Annotated in this window: 20 protein-coding genes and 1 tRNA gene; 14 read left to right on the top strand and 7 right to left on the bottom strand. The window is 66.2% G+C overall.

The window, feature by feature from the left end; all coding sequences use genetic code 11:
- The first annotated feature begins 6 nt into the window (after positions 1-6).
- The 4 genes from RIB45_RS16530 to RIB45_RS16515 are packed head-to-tail and all read left to right on the top strand — an operon-like array spanning position 7 to position 3,093.
- A complete protein-coding gene (locus RIB45_RS16530) occupies positions 7-1,428 on the top strand; it encodes a LutB/LldF family L-lactate oxidation iron-sulfur protein (RefSeq protein WP_350051626.1) in 1,422 nt (473 codons plus the stop codon).
- Complete coding sequence (locus RIB45_RS16525) at positions 1,425-2,108, top strand: LutC/YkgG family protein (protein WP_350051625.1); 684 nt, start codon at positions 1,425-1,427, stop codon at positions 2,106-2,108. Before RIB45_RS16530 ends, RIB45_RS16525 begins: the two co-directional genes overlap by 4 nt.
- 35 nt (positions 2,109-2,143) lie before the next feature.
- Entirely contained in the window at positions 2,144-2,746 is a 603-nt protein-coding gene (locus RIB45_RS16520; protein ID WP_350051624.1) for a Smr/MutS family protein, read from the top strand.
- Positions 2,743-3,093, top strand: coding sequence for a helix-turn-helix domain-containing protein (locus RIB45_RS16515; protein ID WP_350051623.1), 351 nt, complete (start codon positions 2,743-2,745; stop codon positions 3,091-3,093). Before RIB45_RS16520 ends, RIB45_RS16515 begins: the two co-directional genes overlap by 4 nt.
- A gap of 6 nt (positions 3,094-3,099) precedes the next feature.
- Here RIB45_RS16515 and hslU read toward each other — a convergent pair whose 3' ends face one another.
- Both hslU and hslV read right to left on the bottom strand, forming a co-directional pair.
- Positions 3,100-4,410: an ATP-dependent protease ATPase subunit HslU gene (gene hslU / locus RIB45_RS16510; RefSeq protein ID WP_350051622.1), complete on the bottom strand. Its 1,311-nt coding sequence runs from the start codon at positions 4,408-4,410 to the stop codon at positions 3,100-3,102.
- A gap of 73 nt (positions 4,411-4,483) precedes the next feature.
- On the bottom strand, positions 4,484-5,032 hold the full coding sequence (gene hslV / locus RIB45_RS16505) for an ATP-dependent protease subunit HslV (protein WP_350051621.1): 549 nt from the start codon (positions 5,030-5,032) through the stop codon (positions 4,484-4,486).
- Between the two features lie 262 nt (positions 5,033-5,294).
- Between hslV and RIB45_RS16500 the strand changes: the two genes are divergently transcribed.
- The 8 genes from RIB45_RS16500 (at position 5,295) to RIB45_RS16465 (ending at position 10,879) form a co-directional block, all read left to right on the top strand.
- Positions 5,295-6,623, top strand: coding sequence for a S1C family serine protease (locus RIB45_RS16500; RefSeq protein ID WP_350051619.1), 1,329 nt, complete (start codon positions 5,295-5,297; stop codon positions 6,621-6,623).
- An 88-nt stretch (positions 6,624-6,711) separates the two neighbouring features.
- Positions 6,712-7,338: an imidazoleglycerol-phosphate dehydratase HisB gene (gene hisB / locus RIB45_RS16495; RefSeq protein WP_350051618.1), complete on the top strand. Its 627-nt coding sequence runs from the start codon at positions 6,712-6,714 to the stop codon at positions 7,336-7,338.
- 28 nt (positions 7,339-7,366) lie between these two features.
- Complete coding sequence (gene hisH, locus RIB45_RS16490) at positions 7,367-8,002, top strand: imidazole glycerol phosphate synthase subunit HisH (protein WP_350051617.1); 636 nt, start codon at positions 7,367-7,369, stop codon at positions 8,000-8,002.
- Positions 7,999-8,742, top strand: coding sequence for a 1-(5-phosphoribosyl)-5-[(5-phosphoribosylamino)methylideneamino]imidazole-4-carboxamide isomerase (hisA, locus tag RIB45_RS16485; protein WP_350051616.1), 744 nt, complete (start codon positions 7,999-8,001; stop codon positions 8,740-8,742). The genes hisH and hisA overlap by 4 nt, the downstream gene beginning before the upstream one ends.
- On the top strand, positions 8,736-9,536 hold the full coding sequence (gene hisF, locus RIB45_RS16480; RefSeq protein ID WP_350051615.1) for an imidazole glycerol phosphate synthase subunit HisF: 801 nt from the start codon (positions 8,736-8,738) through the stop codon (positions 9,534-9,536). Before hisA ends, hisF begins: the two co-directional genes overlap by 7 nt.
- Before the next feature lie 7 nt (positions 9,537-9,543).
- Positions 9,544-9,888: a phosphoribosyl-ATP diphosphatase gene (locus RIB45_RS16475; protein WP_350051613.1), complete on the top strand. Its 345-nt coding sequence runs from the start codon at positions 9,544-9,546 to the stop codon at positions 9,886-9,888.
- A gap of 32 nt (positions 9,889-9,920) precedes the next feature.
- Complete coding sequence (locus RIB45_RS16470) at positions 9,921-10,292, top strand: histidine triad nucleotide-binding protein (protein WP_350051612.1); 372 nt, start codon at positions 9,921-9,923, stop codon at positions 10,290-10,292.
- A gap of 104 nt (positions 10,293-10,396) precedes the next feature.
- Positions 10,397-10,879 (top strand): tetratricopeptide repeat protein, encoded by a 483-nt coding sequence (locus RIB45_RS16465; protein WP_350051611.1) that lies wholly within the window; start codon positions 10,397-10,399, stop codon positions 10,877-10,879.
- 325 nt (positions 10,880-11,204) lie between these two features.
- Here RIB45_RS16465 and acnA read toward each other — a convergent pair whose 3' ends face one another.
- The 5 genes from acnA to RIB45_RS16440 all read right to left on the bottom strand — a co-directional run bounded on the left by acnA (position 11,205) and on the right by RIB45_RS16440 (position 16,980).
- Positions 11,205-13,964, bottom strand: a complete 2,760-nt coding sequence (gene acnA / locus RIB45_RS16460; protein ID WP_350051609.1) for an aconitate hydratase AcnA — start codon at positions 13,962-13,964, stop codon at positions 11,205-11,207.
- 282 nt (positions 13,965-14,246) lie between these two features.
- On the bottom strand, positions 14,247-14,441 hold the full coding sequence (locus RIB45_RS16455) for a Trm112 family protein (RefSeq protein WP_350051608.1): 195 nt from the start codon (positions 14,439-14,441) through the stop codon (positions 14,247-14,249).
- Between the two features lie 26 nt (positions 14,442-14,467).
- Complete coding sequence (locus RIB45_RS16450; RefSeq protein WP_350051607.1) at positions 14,468-15,133, bottom strand: LON peptidase substrate-binding domain-containing protein; 666 nt, start codon at positions 15,131-15,133, stop codon at positions 14,468-14,470.
- A gap of 39 nt (positions 15,134-15,172) precedes the next feature.
- Positions 15,173-16,255 carry a thioredoxin gene (trxA, locus tag RIB45_RS16445; RefSeq protein ID WP_350051606.1) on the bottom strand — a complete coding sequence of 361 codons (1,083 nt, stop codon included), beginning with the start codon at positions 16,253-16,255 and terminating at the stop codon, positions 15,173-15,175.
- A gap of 209 nt (positions 16,256-16,464) precedes the next feature.
- Positions 16,465-16,980: a prolyl-tRNA synthetase associated domain-containing protein gene (locus RIB45_RS16440; protein ID WP_350051605.1), complete on the bottom strand. Its 516-nt coding sequence runs from the start codon at positions 16,978-16,980 to the stop codon at positions 16,465-16,467.
- 175 nt (positions 16,981-17,155) lie between these two features.
- Here RIB45_RS16440 and RIB45_RS16435 point away from each other — a divergent pair.
- Both RIB45_RS16435 and RIB45_RS16430 read left to right on the top strand, forming a co-directional pair.
- Positions 17,156-17,230, top strand: a tRNA-Gly gene (locus RIB45_RS16435).
- A gap of 535 nt (positions 17,231-17,765) precedes the next feature.
- Positions 17,766-19,379 carry a hypothetical protein gene (locus tag RIB45_RS16430; RefSeq protein WP_350051603.1) on the top strand — a complete coding sequence of 538 codons (1,614 nt, stop codon included), beginning with the start codon at positions 17,766-17,768 and terminating at the stop codon, positions 19,377-19,379.
- The last annotated feature ends 555 nt before the right edge of the window (positions 19,380-19,934 follow it).

The raw sequence follows: 19,934 nt of genomic DNA, 5'->3' as shown, positions 1-19,934 counted from the left end.
AAGTTCATGGAAGCCACCACCCGACGCTTCAAGCAGAACGCCCGCGAGGCGATGGATGACGCCCAGCTGCAGAAGGCGTTGACCAAGATGAAGGTCGGCTTCGTCGAGCGTCGGGCCGAAGCCCGCGCCGGCCTGCCGGAGTTCGACGCGTTGCGCGATCAGGCGCGCGACATCAAGAACCACACGCTGGAGAACATCGACTTCTATCTCGAGCGCTTCGAGGGCGAGGTGACGAAGGCCGGCGGCCAGGTGCATTGGGCGCGCAACGCCGAAGAGGCGCGCCAGCGCGTGAAGGACATCTGCGCCCGGGTCGGGGCCAAGTCGGTGACCAAGGGCAAGAGCATGATCTCGGAGGAGATCGCGCTCAACGGCGCGCTGGAAGAGGCGGGCTACGAGGTGGTGGAGACCGATCTCGGCGAATACATCATCCAGCTGCGCCGGGAGCGTCCGAGCCACATCATCGCGCCGGCGATCCATGTGCTGAAGGAGCAGGTGGCCGACGATTTCCGCGCCCACCACATCCAGTTCGATCAGGCGCGCCCGCTGGGCGAGCCGCGCCAGCTGATTTCGGAGGCGCGCGAGGTGCTGCGCCAGAAGTACCTCGACAGCGACGTCGGGATCACCGGCGCCAACTTTCTGATCGCCGAGACCGGGACCAGCGTGATCGTCACCAACGAGGGCAACGGCGATCTGACCCAGACCTTGCCGAAGGTCCATGTCGTCATCGCCTCGCTCGAGAAGGTGGTCCCGACGCTGGACGACGCGGCCGCGATTCTGCGGGTCCTCGCCCGCTCGGCGACGGGCCAGGAATTCAGCGCCTACACAACCTTTTCAACCGGCCCGCGGCGCGCCGGCGATCCCGACGGGCCGGAGGAGTACCATGTCGTTCTGCTCGACAACGGCCGCAGCGCCATGCTGGGGACCGAGTATCAGGACATGCTGCGCTGCATCCGCTGCGGCGCCTGCATGAATCACTGCCCGGTCTACGGCGCGGTCGGCGGACACGCCTACGGCTGGGTCTATCCGGGGCCGATGGGCGCGGTGCTGACGCCGAGCTTCATCGGCGTCGATCAAGGCGGCCACCTGCCCAACGCCTCCACCTTCTGCGGGCGCTGCGCGGAAGTCTGCCCGATGCGCATCCCGCTGCCCAAGATGATGCGCCATTATCGGGCGAAGGAATATGAGGAGGGGCTGGCGCCGCCCGCGGTCCGTTTCGGCCTCGACCTCTGGGGCTTCTTGGCAAAGCGCCCCCGGCTCTACCGTCTCGCGACGCGCGCGGCGATCGGCGCGCTGGGTCGCTTAGGGCGAAAGCGCGGACGGCTCGCCCGGCTGCCGCTGGCCGACGGCTGGACCAAGCACAGGGATTTCCCCGCGCCGGAGGGTCGGACCTTCCAGGATCAGTGGGACGCGATCGGGGGCGCCCGATGAGCGCGCGCGAGCAGATCCTGGGCCAGATCCGCCGCTCGCTCGGCCGCGACGGGCCGATCCAGGGGCCCGCGCGCGAGCGCTGCGAGCAACGGCTCGCCGAGCCGCCGCGCGGCCTGATCCCCGAACGCTCCCGCCAGGAGGCGGCCCAGCTGGCGCAGCTGTTCGTCGAGAAGGCCAGGAAGGCCAATTGCACGGTGGCGGAAATCGGTTCGCTCGACGAGGCCCCGGCGGCGATTGCGGACTATCTCAGCCGCGAGAACTTGCCGGCGAGCTTGCGCCGCGGAACGCACCCGGATCTGGAGGCGATGCCGTGGGCGAGTCGACCGACGCTGACGGTCGAGACGGGCGCCACCGACGGAACCCACCCCGTCTCCGTCGCCGCGGCCTTCGCCGGCGCGGCCGAGACCGGCACGCTCGCGCTTCTGTCGGGCGAGGAGGGTCCGACCACCCTCAATTTCCTGCCTGAAAGCGAAATCGTCGTGCTGCGCAAGAGCCGCATCGTCGGACCCTACGAGGACGTCTGGTCGATGCTGCGCGCGCGCAACGCCGACGCCGGGGGCATGCCGCGCACGGTCAACCTGATCACCGGCCCCTCGCGCACCGGCGACATCGAGCAGACGATCGAGCTCGGCGCCCACGGTCCGCTGCGCCTCCACATCTTGCTGGTCGACGACCTGTAAGGCCCGGTCCGGCTTGTGCGAGAGGATGCGACGCGATGGCCCGGGGCGGACCGCCGAAAAAGGACGAGGAGGGCCGCTCCCTCTGGGCGGCGGTGACCAGCACGGTCCGCCCGCTGGGCGATCGGCCGATGCAGGCGCGCGGCCTCGACCGATCCGAGCGGGACCGCCGCGACGCGCCCTCGCATCCGCTGTCCGATACGGATGCGGCCAAGGCCGCCATGCGCCGGCGCATCGCGCGCGTCGCGGCGCATAACGCGGAGACCGCGAAGGCGACGCTGGCGCCCGCCCCGCCCGACCTCGCGCCAGGCAGGACGCCCGGTCTCGACCGCCGCTCGGCCGAGCGGCTGAGGCGCGGCAAGCTGCCGATCGACGGGCGCCTCGACCTGCACGGGATGAGCCGGGAGGCGGCCCACGCCGCCGTCGAGGCGTTCGTGCTGAGGGCGCATGCGACGGGCAAACGCTGCGTCATCGTCGTCACCGGCAAGGGTCGAGGGATTTTGAAGGAAAGCGCGCCGCACTGGCTGAACCTGCCGCCGCTGCGCGACAAGATCATCGCGATCGAGACCTGCCGACCCGAGCACGGCGGCGACGGCGCGCTCTATGTGCTGCTGCGCCGCCAGCGGGACCGCGGCCCGTGACGCCGTTCGGCGCGAAGCTGCGCCAGATGCGCGAGGCCCGCGGCGTCACCTTGAGCGAGATGGCCGACGCGCTCGGCGTCTCGGCCGCCTATCTTTCGGCGTTGGAGCATGGGCGGCGCCCAAAGCCGACGCCGGCGCGCCTCGACCAGATCTGCGCCTATTTCGGGGTGATCTGGGACGAGGCGGAGGCGCTCAAGGACCTCGCCCGCCTCTCCAACCCGCGCGTCGTGATCGACACGGCGGGCTTAAGCCCCGAGGCCACCGAACTCGCCAACCGCCTGGCGCAGCGCTTGAGGCATCTGAGCGGGGCGGAGATCCGGGCGCTCTTGCAGCGCCTGGAGGGGTGAGCGTCCTTACAGGATGAACTTCGACAGATCCGCGTCGGCCGCCAGATGGCCGACCTGGGATTGGACATAGGCGGCGTCGATCTCGATCGTCTCGCCGGCGCGGTCGGAGGCGGTGTAGGAAATCTCCTCCAACAGCTTCTCGATCACCGTATGAAGGCGGCGCGCGCCGATATTCTCGACCGACTGGTTGATTGACGCGCCGAGCCGCGCGATCTCGTCGATCGCCTCCTCCTTGAAGACGAGGGTGACGTCCTCGGTCCCCATCAGCGCGACCGACTGCTTGATCAGCGAATTCTCGGTCTCGCGCAGGATGCGGCCGAAATCCTCCTCCGTCAGCGCCGCCAGATTGACCCGGATGGGCAGCCGACCCTGAAGCTCCGGCAGCATGTCGGCGGGCTTCGCCAGATGGAAGGCGCCGGAGGCGATGAACAGGATGTGGTCGGTCTTCACCGCGCCGTGCTTGGTGGAGACGGTCGTGCCCTCGATCAACGGCAGCAAATCGCGCTGCACGCCCTCGCGGCTGACGTCGCCGCCGCCGGCGCGCTCCTGGCGAATGGTGATCTTGTCGATCTCGTCGATGAAGGCGATGCCGTTCTGCTCGACATTGTCGATCGCCTCCAGCTTGATCGCCTCGTGGTCGAGGAGTTTGTCCGCTTCCTCGGCCACCAGGACGTCGTAGCTGTCCTTGACCGTCATCGTGCGCTTCTTGGTGCGCCCGCCAAAGGCTTTGCCGAACATGTCGCCCAGATTGATCATGCCCATCTGGGCGCCCGGCATGCCGGGGATCTCCATCGTCGGCATGCCGCCGCCGCCGTCCTGCACCTCGACCTCGACCTCCTTGTCGTCGAGCTCGCCCTCGCGCAGCTTCTTGCGGAAGGAGGTGCGGGTCGCTTCGCCCGCGTTCTCGCCCACCAGCGCGGTGATGACGCGCTCCTCGGCCGCGACTTCGGCGCGCGGGCGCATCGCGCGGCGCTGCTTGTCGGAGGCCATCTGGATCGCCGCCTCGACCAGGTCGCGCACGATCTGCTCCACGTCGCGGCCGACATAGCCGACCTCGGTGAACTTGGTCGCCTCCACCTTGATGAAGGGCGCTTCGGCCAGCTTGGCGAGGCGCCGCGCGATCTCGGTCTTGCCGCAACCGGTCGGGCCGATCATCAGGATGTTCTTGGGCAGAACCTCCTCGCGCAGATCCTCGTCCAGCTGCTGCCGGCGCCAGCGGTTGCGCAAGGCGATCGCCACCGCGCGCTTGGCTTCGCGTTGACCGATGATGAAACGGTCCAGTTCGGAGACGATCTCACGGGGGCTGAAGGCGGTCATTGGGGGAGCGGACCCTCCAGGTTGCAGCGGGGGACGGGGGGCGGGGGACGGGGCGGCGCCGGGTCGGCGCCCCTCAGTCCGACAGGATCTCCACCGCGATCTCATGGTTGGTGTAGATGCAGATGTCGCCGGCGATGGCCATTGCGCGGCGCGCGATCGCTTCGGCGTCCATCTCCTCGCGATCGGCTAGCGCGCGCGCGGCCGCTAGGGCGTAGGCGCCGCCGGAGCCGATGCCGATCAGCCCGTCCTCCGGCTCGATCACGTCGCCGGTGCCGGACAGGATGAGCGAGACGTTCTTGTCGGCCACCGCCATCATCGCCTCCAGCCGGCGCAGGTAACGGTCGGTGCGCCAATCCTTGGCGAGCTCCACGCAGGCGCGGGTCAGCTGGGTCGGATACTGCTCCAGCTTGGATTCCAGCCGTTCGAACAGCGTGAAGGCGTCGGCGGTCGCGCCGGCGAAACCGGCGATCACCCGCCCGTCGGCGAGACGGCGCACCTTGCGCGCGTTGGATTTGAAGACCGTGGTCCCCAGAGTCACTTGGCCGTCGCCGGCGACCACGACCTGGTTTCCCTTGCGCACGGCCAGAATGGTGGTGCCGTGCATCTCGGCGGGCGAGCTCATCGCATCCTTCGTCATGCGCCGCGATATGGGGCGGCGCGGCTATCCGGTCAATCGGAAAACGCCCGCACCCGTCCGCTGCGATCTCACGGCGACCCGCAGCCGATGTCGTGCGTTACGACTAGAATATGAAAAAAAACCCCTATAAGATGCATTTACGACATGACGAGGATATGGAGGCTCGGCGATGGTCGCTCTTTCCCGCTTTGCATTTCCGGGCGCCGCGGCCGCGCTCTTCCTGGCCGCTTGCAACACGACCTCTCCGATGGAGATCGACCGGCCGGTCGCCGACGCGTCCGAGGCGGTGGAGGCCCAAGCTGAGGCCGACCAAGTCGCCGCCGCTGCGATGTTCGGGGACGCCGACTACAAGCCGATCGGCTTCGCCGGCGCCTTGTCTGCGATCCGACACGGCACGGTCGTCATGAACTTTCCCGCAATGGGCGTCAAAGGTCTGAGCGGCACCATGTGCAATTACAAGCATGTGGGCGAATCCACCTACGAATGGCGCGCGAGCTCGAAATGGCTCGGCGATTGGGACGGCGAGGTGGGGCGCATGGTTTTCGACGCCTTGCGCCAACGGGGCTTCGACGTCGCCGGAAATCCGAACGCCTTTTTCGACGTCGGTGACGAGCGCGCGCGCGCGCAGTATCAATTGGGCGCGCGGCTCGTCGACATGAAGGGGAACGGCTGCCAGGAGCATACCTTCTGGAACGCGATTCCTCTCGATAAATACTCCGCCGAAGTCCAGATCGAGGTGGACTGGATCGTCTACGACACGCTGCGTCGGGAAGAAATCGCCACCTTCAGGACGTCCGGATACGGCATCCAGAAAACACCGAAATCGACCGGTCTTACGGATGCATTCTTCGACGCGTGGGGCGCCGCCACCGACAGGCTGGCGAACAATCCGGATTTCGCCGCCCTGCTGGTCAAGGACGAGGGCGATACGTTGATCGCCCAGCCGACGGACGGCGAGCCGATCTTCATCTCCGCCCAGGCGTTGCATGAAAGCCCCATGCGCGAGCATATGCGCAAGATCTTGGCCTCCACCGTGACCATCCGCGTCGGCGGCGGCCATGGAACCGGCTACCTCATCAGCGACGACGGGTACATCCTTACAAATCAGCACGTCGTCGGGAATTCGGACGTCGCGACGGTCATTTTCAACAACGGCGTCGAACTGCCCGCATCCGTTCTTCGCTCTCATCAGGCGCGCGACGTCGCTCTCTTGAAGGCGTCGGTCAGTCGCGTCAGCAGTTTACCGCTTCGCACGGAGTATCCTGAGATTTCTGAAACCGTCTATGCCATAGGCAGCCCGTTGGATGAGAACCTTTCATCCACCGTGACCCAGGGCGTCGTCAGCGCTGTGCGTCGATTTGAATCCAACGGTCTCGTGTGGGTGCAGGCCGACGTTACGGTGAACCAGGGAAACAGCGGCGGCCCGCTCGTGGACGAGAATGGAAACGTGGTCGCGATGACCAGCTGGGGTCGAACCAACAAGGGCCAGCTGGCGGGTTTGAATTTCTTCGTGCCGATCGCGAGCGCGCTGGAATTCATGAATATCCGTCTCGGCGATCGGATCACGTCACGGTGAAGCATCCGTCCTAGTTCACTGGTCAACCAGGGCCCCGCCTGCTAGAACCCGGCCGGTTTCCAGCAATCGGTCAGGAAAGGGCGGGCCCATGCGCACGGCCAGCGTCGAACGGAACACCAAGGAGACGCGCATCCAGGTCGCCGTCGATCTCGACGGCGAGGGGCGTTGCGACGTCGCGACGGGGATCGGCTTCCTCGACCACATGATGGAGCAACTGGGCCGCCACGGCCTCTTCGACCTGACGCTGAAGGCGGAGGGCGATCTGCATATCGACTTCCACCACACGACCGAGGATTGCGGCTACGCCGTCGGCGAAGCGATCTCCCAGGCGCTGGGCGCGCGCAAGGGGATTGAGCGGTTCGGCGACGCGCTGATCCCGATGGACGAGACGCTGACCCGCGTCGCGGTCGACCTGTCCGGCCGCCCGTACCTGGTCTGGAAGATCGACTTCACCCGCGACAAGCTGGGCGAGTTCGACACCGAACTGTTCAAGGAATGGTTCCAGGCCTTCGCCCAAGGCGTCGGCGCCAACATCCACGTGGAGACGCTCTACGGCGAGAACAATCACCACAAGATCGAGAGCGCCTTCAAGGGCCTCGCCCGATCGCTGAAGACGGCGGTCGCGATCGATCCGCGCAAGGCCGACCAGATCCCGTCGACCAAGGGCGCGCTGGGCGGGGTCAAGGGCGTCGCCGCCAACGCGGACGAGGCGTGAGCCGCCCGGACGAGCGGGGAGAGCGCGGGTGAGCGTCGTCATCGTCGATTACGGATCGGGCAATCTGCGCTCCGCCGCGAAGGCGTTCGAGCGCATGGCCGACGCGCGCGTCGAGATCCAGGTGACGGACGACGTCGCGCGCATCGCGGCGGCCGACCGCCTCGTGCTGCCCGGCGTCGGCGCCTTCGGCGATTGCCGGCGCGGCCTGGCCGCCGTCGACGGGGCGATCGAGGCGCTTGAGGAGGCGGTGATCCAAAAGGGCCGCCCCTTCCTCGGCATCTGCGTCGGCATGCAGTTGATGGCGGACGAGGGGCGCGAGCATGGAACCCACTCCGGGCTCGGCTGGATTCCGGGCGCGGTCGACGCGGTCCGGCCCGCCGATCCGGCCCTGAAGGTGCCGCATATGGGATGGAACCTGCTGGACGAGGTCGCCGATCATCCGGTCTTCGCAGGCTTGAGCGACGGCGCGCATTACGCCTATTTCGTCCACAGCTACCATCTGACGCCCGTCGATCCGGCGCACCGGCTGGCGAGCGTCGAGTATGGCGGGCGGCTGACCGCCGCGGTCGGCCGCGACAACATGGTGGGCGTGCAGTTCCACCCGGAGAAAAGCCAGGCCGCCGGCCTGCGCCTGATCGCCAATTTCCTGGAGTGGCGGCCATGATCCTCTATCCCGCGATCGATCTGAAGGACGGCCAGTGCGTGCGCCTGCTGCGCGGTGCGATGGACGCGGCCACCGTCTTCAACGACGATCCGGGCGCCCAGGCGCGCGCCTTCGTCGACGCCGGCGCGCCCTGGGTGCATGTCGTCGATCTGAACGGCGCTTTCGCCGGCCGGCCGGTCAACGCCGACGCGGTGGAGGCGATCCTGGCCGCGATTGGCGATCGCGCGCAGGTTCAGCTCGGCGGCGGGATCCGCTCGGTCGAAGGCGCGCGCGCCTGGATCGAGCGCGGAGTGAGCCGCATCGTGCTGGGCACCGTCGCGGTCAAGGACCCGCAGGTGGTGCGCGACTGTTGCACGGCCTTTCCGGGCCAAGTCGCCGTCGGCGTCGACGCGCGCGACGGCCGCGTCGCGGTCGAAGGCTGGGCGGAAGCGACTGAGATCGAAGCGCTCGATCTCGTGCGCCGCTTCGAGGACGCGGGCGTGGCGGCCGTCGTCTACACCGACATCGATCGGGACGGCGCGCTGGGCGGCGTCAATGTCGAGGCGACGGCTGAGCTCGCCAAGGCGGTGTCGATCCCGGTCATCGCCTCGGGCGGGGTCAAGGATCTCGGCGATCTGAAGGCGCTGATCGCGGCCGGCGGGATCGCCGGCGCGATCTCCGGCCGGGCGCTCTATGACGGTCGGCTTGATCTGCGCGAGGCGTTGGCGCTGACCCGGGCGGAGGCGTCAGCGGGATGCTGAGCGTGCGCATCATCCCCTGCCTCGACGTCAAGGACGGCCGCGTCGTGAAGGGCGTCAATTTCGTCAATCTGCGCGACGCCGGCGATCCGGTCGAGCAGGCCAAACTCTATGACGCCGCCGGCGCGGACGAGCTTTGCTTCCTCGACATCACCGCGAGTCACGAGAACCGCGAGACGATCTACGACGTCGTCCAGCGCACGGCCGAGGCCGCCTTCATGCCGGTCACCGTCGGCGGCGGCGTGCGCACGGTCGACGACATCCGCCGCCTGCTGCTGGCCGGCGCCGACAAGGTCTCGATCAACACCGCCGCCGTGAAGCGCCCCGATTTCGTGCGCGAGGCGGCCGAGCGCTTCGGCAGCCAATGCATCGTCGTCGCCATCGACGCCAAACAGACCGGCCCCGACAAATGGGAGATCTTCACCCACGGCGGGCGGGAGCCGACCGGCCTCGACGCCGTCGACTGGGCGCGCCGGATGGTCGAGCTCGGCGCGGGCGAGCTGCTGCTGACCTCGATGGACCGCGACGGGGCCAAGACGGGCTTCGACCTGGCGCTCACCCGCGCGATCTCGGATGCGGTCTCGGTCCCGGTCATCGCCTCGGGCGGGGTCGGGACGCTGGACCATCTGGTGGACGGCGTGCGCGAAGGCCACGCCTCCGCCGTCCTCGCCGCGTCGATCTTCCATTTCGGCGAGTACACGATCGCGCAGGCCAAGGCGGCGCTGGCCGACGCCGGCTTGCCGGTCCGACCGGTCGACGGCGGCACGGAAGCGATTGTCCGAGAGACGGGAGGCTGAGAGGCCGATGAGCGACGCCGACAAGAAGCCTGACGCCCGCGCCTTCGACCGGCTGTTCGCCACGGTGCGCGCGCGTCGCGCCGACGACCCGAGTGAGAGCTACACCGCCAAGTTGACCGCCAAGGGCCGCGCGAAAATCGCGCAGAAAGTGGGCGAGGAGGCGGTCGAGACCGTGATCGAGGCGATCCGCGACGATCGCGCCGCGCTGACCGCCGAAAGCGCGGATCTGCTCTATCATCTGGCGGTCCTGTGGGCCGACGCCGGCGTCGACCCGGCCGACGTCTGGGCCGAACTCGATCGGCGCGCCGGCGTCTCGGGCCTTGCGGAAAAGGCGTCGCGCCCGCAAGACTGAGGCATCCCGTCACGCGTTCAACCGAGGGACCGATGGCCGATTACGACGATCAGAACGTCTTCGCGAAAATCCTGCGCGGGGAGATTCCCAACAAGACGGTCTATGAGGACGAGCACTGCCTCATCTTCCACGACGTCAATCCGCAGGCGCCGGTGCATGTGCTGGCGATCCCCAAGGGCGCCTACGTCTCGATGGACGATTTCTCCGCCAAGGCCTCCGACGCGGAAATCGCCGGCCTGATACGCGCGATCGGCCATGCGGCCCGCGAGCTGGGCTTGGCGGAGAGCGGCTATCGCATACTCGCCAACCACGGCCGGGACGCGAACCAGGAGGTCCCGCACTTCCATGTGCACATCGCCGGCGGGGAGCGTCTGGGCCCGATGCTGCCGCGTCGGCGCGATTGACGCGGCTTTGTAAAAAACCGAGGCGACAGAGCGCCTTCCTCTGCTAAGCTCCCGCCCTAACGGCCTTTTGGGAGGGGCCGCGATCCTGGGGGGCGCTTACGCTCGTGAGCGACGGCGACGACAGCCTGGAGACTCTGTTCGGCAGGGCGGCGGACGCGCGGGCGGCGGGTGCGCCGGCCGAGGGCGTTCTGTATCTCCGCCAAGCGGCCGAGCGCTATCCGGGCGCCGCATTGGCGCATTTGATGCTGGCCTTGGCGCTGATCGACCTCGGTCGCGCGCAGGAAGCCGCCGCGGCGGCGACGGAAGCCTGCCGCCTCGCCCCCGACACCGCGGCCGCCCATCGCGCATTGGGCCGGGCGCAGCGTCTGGCCGAAGAGCCGGAGGCGGCGCTCGCCGCCCTGGATCGGGCGCTGTCTCTCAAACCGTTCGACGCCGACGCGCATTATGAACGCGCCCTCCTTCTCGCCCAGCTCAAGCGGCGCGACGATGCGGCGCTGGCGCTCAAGGCCGGCCTCGTCTGCGCGCCGAAGCATGAGGGGCTGAAGCGCTTGGCGCGGCGGTTGGGGTCCGCCGCTTCCTCCCCCTAGAGGGGGGACGATCAAGGAGGGGGTGGGCGCGCCGTCAGGCGTGCTGGAAAAAATATCTCGGCCCTTTGGCGCCGAGGCGATTTTCTTGTCAGAAGATCGCTCACCCCCATCCAACCTTCCCCGCCATCGCGCGGCGGTCTACTCGCCGGGAGTCCCCGCGAAGGCGGGGACCTTTCGATGCGCGCTCAACCTTCGACGCCGCCCCGAGAAGGCCCCCGCTTTCGCGGGGGCGCCCGCGAATTCCCGAAAGGCTGATTGGGGTCGAAATGAAAAACCCCCGCCGGAGCCGGCGGGGGTTTCTCGCGTCGGTGAGGGCGGTCGACGCCTACGCCGCCTCGCCTTTCGCCAGGCCGCGCAGCACGTAGTTCAGCACGCCGCCGTGGCGGTAGTAGTCGACCTCGGTCAGAGTGTCGATGCGGCAGAGGAGCGTCGTCTCCTTGGTGGAACCGTCTTCGTAGGTGATCGTGCACTGCACGTCCTGACCCGGCTTGGGATCGCCGGCGACGCCGGTCAGGTCGAAGACCTCCGTGCCCTTGAGGCCCAGGCTCTCGCGATTCTCGCCGTCCTTGAACTGCAGCGGCAGGACGCCCATCCCGACCAGGTTGGAGCGGTGGATGCGCTCGAAGCTCTCGGCGATCACCGCCTTGACGCCCAGCAGCTTGGTGCCCTTGGCCGCCCAGTCGCGGGACGAGCCGGTGCCGTACTCCTTGCCGCCGATGACGACCAGCGGCACGCCGTCGGCCTGGTAGCGCATGGCGGCGTCGTAGACCGGCATCTGCTCGCCCGAGGGCTGATGCTTGGTGAAGCCGCCTTCGATTCCGGGCACCATCTCGTTCTTGATGCGGATGTTGGCGAAGGTGCCGCGCATCATGACCTCGTGGTTGCCGCGGCGCGAGCCGTAGGAGTTGAAGTCCTGCGGGCGCACCTGACGTTCGGTCAGATACTGCCCGGCCGGCGTGTCAGGCTTGAAGGCGCCGGCGGGCGAGATGTGGTCGGTCGTGACCGAGTCGCCCAGGATCAGAAGCGGCCGCGCCCCTTCGACGTCCGTCACCTCGCCCGGCTCGAGGCTCATGTCCTCGAAATAGGGCGGGTGCTGGACATAGGTGGAGCCGGAGTTCCACTGATAGGTCTCGCCCTCGGAGATGTGGATCGAACGCCACTCCTCCGGCCCCTCGAAAACGTTCGCGTAGCGCGAGCGGTACATCTCGGGAGAGAGGCTCTCGCGCATCACCTGATCGATCTCATGGGTCGTCGGCCAGACGTCCTTGAGATAAACCTTCTCGCCGTTGTCGGTCTCGGCGATCGGATCCTGGGTGATGTCGATGCACATGTTGCCGGCGAGCGCGTAGGCCACCACCAGCGGCGGCGAGGCGAGGTAGTTGCCGCGGGTCTGCGGATTGACCCGACCCTCGAAGTTGCGGTTGCCCGACAGCACCGAGGTGACCACCAGATCGCCGTCCTCGACCGCCTTGGAGATGTTCTCCGGCAGCGGGCCCGAATTGCCGATGCAGGTGGTGCAGCCGTAGCCGACCAGATTGAAGCCCAGCGCGTCGAGATCGTCCTGCAGGCCGGCGGCCTCGAGATAGTCGGTCACGACCTGGGAGCCCGGCGCGAGCGAGGTCTTCACCCAAGGCTTCACCGCAATCCCCTTCTCGCGCGCCTTGCGGGCGACGAGGCCGGCCGCGATCAGCACGCTGGGGTTGGAGGTGTTGGTGCAGCTGGTGATGGCGGCGATCACCACATCGCCGTGGGCGAGCGTGAAATCCTCGCCTTCGACCTTCGCCTCGGTCGCGTAGCCGGTCGGCGCGGCCTTCGCCGGCCCGCCTTCGGACGCGAGGCGCGATTCCTCTTCCGTCGAGGGATCGCCCAGGCTTTCGGCCAGCAGGCGATTGAAGGCGACCGCGGCCTGGGAAAGGCCGATGCGGTCCTGCGGGCGCTTCGGGCCGGCCAGCGACGGCTCGACCGTCGCGAGGTCGAGCTCCAGCGTCTCGGTGTAGTCCGGATCGGCGTCGCCCTCGGCGCGCCACATGCCCTGCGCCTTGGCGTAGGCCTCGACCAGCTTGATCTCTTCGTCCGGCCGGCCGGAGAACTTCAGATAGGAGGTGGTCTCGGCGTCGATCGGGAAGATGCCGCAGGTGGCGCCGTATTCCGGCGCCATGTTGGCGATCGTCGCCCGATCGGCCAGCGTCAGATGCGCCAAGCCGTCGCCGAAAAACTCGACGAATTTGCCGACCACGCCCTTCTTGCGGAGCATCTGGGTGACCGTCAGCACCAGATCGGTCGCCGTGGTGCCCTCCGGCAGCGCGCCGGTCAGCTTGAAGCCGACGACTTCTGGAATCAGCATCGAGACCGGCTGACCCAGCATCGCGGCCTCCGCCTCGATGCCCCCGACGCCCCAGCCGAGGACGCCCAGGCCGTTGATCATGGTGGTGTGGCTGTCGGTGCCGACCAGCGTATCGGGATAGGCGACCGTCTTGCCGCTCGCCTTGTCCTCGGAGAACCAGACGGTCTTCGCCAGATATTCGAGATTGACCTGGTGGCAGATGCCGGTGCCCGGCGGCACGACGCGGAAATTGTCGAACGCGGTCTGACCCCAGCGCAGGAACTCGTAGCGCTCATTGTTGCGCTCAAACTCCTTCTCGACGTTCTTTTTGAACGCGTCGGGCCCGCCGAAATAGTCGACCATGACCGAATGGTCGATCACCAGATCGACCGGCGACAGCGGGTTGATCTTCTGCGGGTCGCCGTCGAGATCCTTCATCGCGTCGCGCATGGCGGCGAGATCGACGACGGCGGGCACGCCGGTGAAGTCCTGCATCAATACGCGCGCGGGCCGATAGGCGATCTCGCGAGTCGACTTCTTCTCCTTCAGCCAGTCGGCCATCGCCTGGACGTCTTCGGTGGTGACGGAACGCCCGTCCTCGAAGCGCAGGAGATTCTCCAACAGAACCTTCAGCGAGAAGGGCAGCTTGGCGATCGATCCGATGGTCTTCTCCGCCTCGGCGAGCGAGAAATAATCGTAGGAGGCCCCGTCGACCTCCAGCGTCTTGCGGGTTTTAAGCGTGTCGTGGCCAGCCTGGGTCATAACTGTGGGGAACCCCTCTTCGTTGCGGGGGCGCCGGCGCGTCGAGGCGCGCCTGGCGGCCCGGGTTCAGGCGGCGCGTCCCGAAAGGGGGGGATCGGAGGCCGATCCTGTCAGCCTCGCCGGACGCGCCTGTCCGTCGTTGCGCTTGACTTAAAGATGAAGGCCCCGCGGCGCAAGGGGAAGCGGGGTCGCGGGGGCCGCGGGGCGGGGGGGCCGCGGGGCGGGGGGATGAGGGCGGCGGGCGCCCCCGGCGCCGGCGCGCCGGATGCGGCGCCTGAGCGCTTAGCCGTCCGCCTTGATCTCGCGCGCCTCGTCGGGGAGCATGATCGGGATGCCGTCGCGGATCGGATAGGCGAGCCCGGCCTGGCGCGAGACTAGCTCGTTGCGCTCGCGATCGTAGTCGAGCGGCCCGTGGGTCACCGGACAGACCAGAAACTCGAGCAGTTTCGGGTCGATATCGCCGCCGCCGTCGCTCATCGCTCGTCCCTTCCTCGGACCCAGTCCTACTGTTTCGCCTTGTCGCCGCCGCCGCCGCCGGTGTCAAGCACCGCCATTTCGACCAGCGCCGTCAGCACTTCGGCGCGTTTGGCCACGCTGTCCGCCTCAAGCAGCGCCTGCTTTTCCGAGGCCTCGAAGGGGCAGATCATCGCCAGGGAATTGACCAGCCGCTCGTCCGGCGTCTCGTTGAGCGCGTCCCAACTGGCCTCGATCTCCTGCGCCTTGAAGAAGGCGCGCAGACTCTTGAACAGCTTGTCGCGCGCGACCGCGCCGTGCGGCGCCTCCTCCAGGTCGGTCTCGAACCCGGCCCAGTCGGGCCGCACGCGGCGATAGCCGCGAGTCGTCGCCAACTCCTCGGTCACATGGAAGCGCGCGACCCCTTTCAGCGAGATCAGGAAACGCCCGTCGTCGGTCTCTTCGAACGCCACGATCCGGCCGGCGCAGCCGGTTTCGTACAGCGGCGGCTCCTTGTCCGAGCGCGCCGCCGGCGCCGACGGCTGGATCATGCCGATCATGCGATCGCTCTTCAGCGCATCCTCAATCATGTTGAGATAGCGCGGCTCGAAGATGTTGAGCGGAAGCATGCCCCGCGGCAGCAACAGAACGCCGTCCAGCGGAAAGACCGGAAGGGTCGGCGGCAACTGCTGGAAGCTCGGGTCGAAACGGCTCATGAAGGCTCCTTGACGGCCGACGGATTGGCGCGCGCCGGCTCAGCTGAACAGCAGCGAGGACAGCCGGCGCCGGCCGCTCACGACCCGCTCGTCGCCCGGCCCCAGCGCCTCGAAAATTTTCAACAACTGGCTGCGCGCCGCGCCGTCGTTCCAGTCCTTGTTGCGGCTCAGGATCTCCAAGAGATTGTCGATCGCGGCTTCATGGTCGCCGACCGCCGCCTCGGCTTCGGCCAGCTCGAAGCGGGCCTGGTGATCGGCCGGCTCGGCTGCGACCTTGGCCCTCAAATCCTCGATGCGCCCCGCGGCCTCTTCCGCTTTGGACGCAAGCTCGAGGGCGGCCTCGACCGCCTGCACGTCGGCGGCGATCTCGGGCTTCTTCTTCACGTCGTCGGGGATCTCCGCGAGGATCTGACGGGCGGCCTCGGCCTCGCCCAGCTTGACGTAAGCGTTGGCGAGCTTCGCGAGCACGGACGCGTTTTCCGGCGCGCGCTCAAGCACCTGGGTGTAGATCGCCGCGGCGGTCGCCGCGTCGCCCTGCTTGAGCGCTTCGTCCGCCTGCTCAAGCGCCTGCTCGATCATCGCGCCTTCGTCCTCGCCGGCTCCGGCTTGGCCGCCGCCCAGCTGGTCGGCCGCCTCGGCCAGCTTTTGGACGAACTCCTTCAACTGGCTTTCAGGCAAAGCGCCTTGGAAGCCGTCGACCGGCCGACCGCCGGCGAAGGCGTAGACCGTCGGGATCGATTGGATGCGCAGCTGCTGGGCGATGCCGGGATTCTGGTCGATGTCGATCTTTACCAGCTTCACCTTGCCTTTGGCGGCCGTCACCGCGGCCTCCAGCGCCGGTCCCAGCTGCTTGCAGGGTCCGCACCAAGGGGCCCAAAAATCGACGATCACCGGAACCTGCATCGAGGCGTCGATGACGTCCTGCGCGAAGCTCGCCTCCGACCCGTCGACGATCGTCTCGCCGGCGCCGGACCCGCCCTGCGGCGCCGCTGCGCCGCCCGCGCCGAGCCCGATCAGCTGATCCGGGGTCGGTTGATCGCTCGACTGGCCGTCGGTTTTCAGACTTTGCGGCTGACCGCCGCCGGCGCCGCTTGGTTTCGACGCTCCGAAAATATCCGCCATATCGTCCACTCGCCTCCTTCAAAATCGGGGAAGGGCGGCGGCGCGGCTTCCCCCCACGCGCGTCACGCCCGCGGAGTCCGTCCGGCCCGACCCGCTCGGTCGCGCCGCGCTCCGCGATTTTCTCTCACCGCTGCTATAGATATTCGCCCGCCCGCCTGAGACAAGGAGGAAGGCGGCGGGCGCGCGGTCGTCGTCGCGGGCGGGGCCGCTCACGCGTCCGGCGCAAGCGGGGCGCCGAAGTCGACGATCAGCGGCTCGTAGCCCTCAGCCGCCATGAAGCGCTTCAAATCCTGGGCGGCGATCGCCGTCGTCTTGTCGTTGCGCAACGGGTGGGCGTTCACCGTCTCATGCTCGAAGATCCCGGCGTCGAGGACCACCGTCAGGCGACGCTCGGCGTCGTTGATCACGCCGAAGGGCGTCACCGCCCCGGGGATGACGCCGATCACCTCGCCCAGCAGATCGGCGTCGCCGAAGCTGAGCGAGCCCTGCGCGCCGAGCCGCTTCTTGAGCGCCTTCAGATCGACCTGCCGATCCTCCAGCACGGTCGCCAGCCACAGCCGCTTCTTCTTGTCGCGCAGGAACAGGTTCTTCACATGCGCGCCGGGGAGCTGGCCGCGCAGGCTCTGGCTCTCCTCGACGGTGAAGACCGGCGCGTGCTCGATCGTCTCATGCGGGATCTCCAACGCATCCAGCCGCGCCAGCAGCTCCGCCTCGCCCATCGCCATCTCGTCCGCCTCCGCAAACCGCTTGAAATCCTTCGACCGCCCGGCTTTTAGCGGCGGCGGGCGGTCGGCGCAAATCCCCTCTTGCAAAGCCGGAACGCGGTCTTTATATAGCCGCACCGTCGACGGGCCGAACGCGCCCCAGACGCCAAAGACTGGATGCGATGTCGCGCAAGACGCGGGCGTAGCTCAGGGGTAGAGCACAACCTTGCCAAGGTTGGGGTCGTGAGTTCGAATCTCATCGCCCGCTCCAGTCTTCCTCCTAGGAAAACCAAGGCTTTCTGCCTACACGGGCTGGTCGTCGATCCCTTGAATGACCGACGCTATTCACACTCGTTCACACCGTCAATGTGAATAAAACTGCTTGGCAAGGTGGAACGCTCTGTTCGCTAGGCGCTCACGCCGCTCCGGGTGCTCTACCCCTGAGCTATGCCCGCGAATAACCGTTGAGCGCCAGAGGCGAGAGCTTGCAGAAGGTGCTGCGGGGGCAGGGGGCTAGCCGGGGGCGTTCCGTTTATGCAGCGGACCTAAAGATTTTCTCACGGAAATTCCCGAAATCGCGACTGCAAAACCTGGGTTCGTGAATGATGTCGCCCTCGATGGGGCGGGCGAAACACCAGTGGATGACACCCTCGATACGCTGATTGCCAATGTGCCGAGTGGCGCATCCGAACCTCCGGTATTCCAAGGATTCTCTAGGAGTGTTTGCCAAAATCCCCTGGGAGATGATGTGTTCATCGGAGAAAATGCGCTGAACAGCAATCGAAGAATGACGGAATCGGAAGGCAATGGCGGATCAAAACGAAGGTGCCAAGCCCGCTCCTGGCAGTGCTGTACGCGCTGAGCCTTTGGCCCAAGGCGAAGACGAATTATGGGATGATGAGCACGAAGCCGTTGAGCTACGAGAGAAGGCGGAGGCCCTCAGCAATTCGAAACAGCTCGATGTTCACACGTGGTCGGATCATCCCGAGGCGAACGAGTTCGTCGATGCGATCTATAAGTCGGTTTTCGAGGGCAGGAAGGCTGAGATTCGGAAAAAACACCTCAAGGTCGTTCTCCTCGATTTATACGTAACATGGTGTGAAGACCCAAAGCGCTTCGTCTCGTTTTCCAGAAACCGGAACAACTACGCAGCGGGTTCGCGATACAATGAGCTAAGCATCTCCAATCTCACCATTGATGTGGTTGACGCCCTCGTGGAGGCGGGACTTGTCGAGCAGGTTAAGGGTTTCAAAGATCGGCATACAAACACTGGCCGTGTGAGCCGAATTCGCCCAACCGACAAGCTCATCGCCGAATTCCGGGAAGCTCGCTTCGGCCCACTCGATATTCATAGCCATGAAGACCGACTCACCGTGATCTTGCGTGGCGGTGATGGCAACGATGGCCCCGTCGAAAACATAGAGTATGTTCCTGACGTGGAGACAGAGCGGATGTCAGCCATGCTCGCGGCCTACAATGATCTGTTGTGCCGCACGTTCGTCGATATCCCCATCCTAGAAATGCCCTGGATCGAAGCAGAGAGCGAATACGGAAAGACGTATCGGCTTGCCGTAAGCCAACGTGACAAATTTGTCCGTCGCATTTTCAACCGAGGGTCATTTGGGTGTGGTGGCCGGTTCTATGGCGGCTGGTGGCAGCGATGCCCAGGCGATTGGCGAGGCCATATCTTTTTGGATGATGAGCCGACGAATGAAATTGATTTCTCCGGCCTGCATATCGTCATGAGTTACGCTGAGCGCGGTATTCCCTACTGGGAGGAGGTCGGAGACGACCCTTATACGATCCCCGCTCTCGATTTTCTCGATGATGAGGAACAAAGCCGAGCAGTGGCGAAGAGCCTGCTTCTCGTACTCCTGAATGCGAAGAACACGAAGGCGGCCTATACCGCCTTTCGGCACAACGCTGGTTCAGGGACGAAGGAGAAGCGCTTTACCGATGAGCAGCTAGGCCAGATCCATGTGGCTCTTGGAGACAAGCACCCCCGCATTGCAGACCAGTTCGGTGCTGATGCTGGCATCCGCCTCATGAACCGCGACTCAGCAATTACTGAGCACATCCTTCAGGCATTCACGGACCATGGCGTTCCGTCACTGACATTGCATGACAGCTACATCGTTCCTTGTGGTCACGAGGATTTCTTGATCGAGCAGATGTATGCCGGATTCGAGAACGTGATGGGAATTGCACTTCCGGCGAAACCGGGAGATGCGCTCAAAGAAAAACTGGAACGCGCTGAGGACCTATATGGCCAGCTAATGTCTTGGATGCCTTATCAAGACGTACCGGGACAACGAGATAATGAAGAGGCTTATATGGCCAGGGTTCGTCCTATACGAACCGATCGTTATCAAACGTCTTGGGTCCAGTTTGAAGCATGGAGAGAACCTGGAAGAGGCTGATTTCTCTATATATAGGGATTCCATTACTAAGACGGATTGGACAGAAAAAGGGGCGGCATCAAGCCGCCCCCGAGTTTCGTTTTTGGGACGCAGGGCCGCGAGCGCCAGCCCTACGGATATCGCTACATCAGCCTACGCTAGCAGCCGCGCCAGTGGGCGCAGACATGCTCGACGCGGCCGAACCGAATGCGATAGTACGCATTGACCCAGACGAGTTTGCCAAACACGGCGTCTCTCCCGTTTCAAACGTGAGCCTTGAACAGGGAGTCGGCATGTGCGAATGTCGCGGACTGCTGGTTCCACCATCGCACGGATGATCCCGTTCGGTTGCGTGGCCACCACAAGGGTCGGTTCCAGGTGCCAACTGGGCCGGCCCTTTTTTTTTAGTGTCCCCCGAGAACGCGGTGGCCTAGCGCCGGGGGCTGCTCAAGCGGCAGCATGGGTGTTCCTTTGCATTTTGGCGCCTGATCGGGGCGGCGCACCTTCCGTTTCTCACATAGCAGTCATCGTGTCAAGTCACGAAAGTCATCAGTTGCTAAAAAATCTAAGTCATGC

The sequence above is a fragment of the Marivibrio sp. genome, from assembly GCF_040218065.1.
GTDB lineage: Bacteria > Pseudomonadota > Alphaproteobacteria > UBA8366 > Aestuariispiraceae > Marivibrio.
This window is presented reverse-complemented; position numbering and strand designations above follow the sequence as displayed.

Coding starts and splice junctions, on each gene's coding strand:
- RIB45_RS16430 (WP_350051603.1), top strand. CDS start 17,766: ATGGCGGATCAAAACGAAGGTGCCAAGCCCGCTCCTGGCAGTGCTGTA.
- acnA (WP_350051609.1), bottom strand. CDS start 13,964: ATGACCCAGGCTGGCCACGACACGCTTAAAACCCGCAAGACGCTGGAG.
- RIB45_RS16450 (WP_350051607.1), bottom strand. CDS start 15,133: ATGAGCCGTTTCGACCCGAGCTTCCAGCAGTTGCCGCCGACCCTTCCG.
- hisB (WP_350051618.1), top strand. CDS start 6,712: ATGCGCACGGCCAGCGTCGAACGGAACACCAAGGAGACGCGCATCCAG.
- hisF (WP_350051615.1), top strand. CDS start 8,736: ATGCTGAGCGTGCGCATCATCCCCTGCCTCGACGTCAAGGACGGCCGC.
- RIB45_RS16530 (WP_350051626.1), top strand. CDS start 7: ATGGAAGCCACCACCCGACGCTTCAAGCAGAACGCCCGCGAGGCGATG.
- RIB45_RS16520 (WP_350051624.1), top strand. CDS start 2,144: ATGGCCCGGGGCGGACCGCCGAAAAAGGACGAGGAGGGCCGCTCCCTC.
- RIB45_RS16440 (WP_350051605.1), bottom strand. CDS start 16,980: ATGGCGATGGGCGAGGCGGAGCTGCTGGCGCGGCTGGATGCGTTGGAG.
- hslU (WP_350051622.1), bottom strand. CDS start 4,410: ATGACCGCCTTCAGCCCCCGTGAGATCGTCTCCGAACTGGACCGTTTC.
- RIB45_RS16525 (WP_350051625.1), top strand. CDS start 1,425: ATGAGCGCGCGCGAGCAGATCCTGGGCCAGATCCGCCGCTCGCTCGGC.
- RIB45_RS16475 (WP_350051613.1), top strand. CDS start 9,544: ATGAGCGACGCCGACAAGAAGCCTGACGCCCGCGCCTTCGACCGGCTG.
- RIB45_RS16455 (WP_350051608.1), bottom strand. CDS start 14,441: ATGAGCGACGGCGGCGGCGATATCGACCCGAAACTGCTCGAGTTTCTG.
- trxA (WP_350051606.1), bottom strand. CDS start 16,255: ATGGCGGATATTTTCGGAGCGTCGAAACCAAGCGGCGCCGGCGGCGGT.
- RIB45_RS16500 (WP_350051619.1), top strand. CDS start 5,295: ATGGAGATCGACCGGCCGGTCGCCGACGCGTCCGAGGCGGTGGAGGCC.
- hslV (WP_350051621.1), bottom strand. CDS start 5,032: ATGAGCTCGCCCGCCGAGATGCACGGCACCACCATTCTGGCCGTGCGC.
- RIB45_RS16470 (WP_350051612.1), top strand. CDS start 9,921: ATGGCCGATTACGACGATCAGAACGTCTTCGCGAAAATCCTGCGCGGG.
- hisA (WP_350051616.1), top strand. CDS start 7,999: ATGATCCTCTATCCCGCGATCGATCTGAAGGACGGCCAGTGCGTGCGC.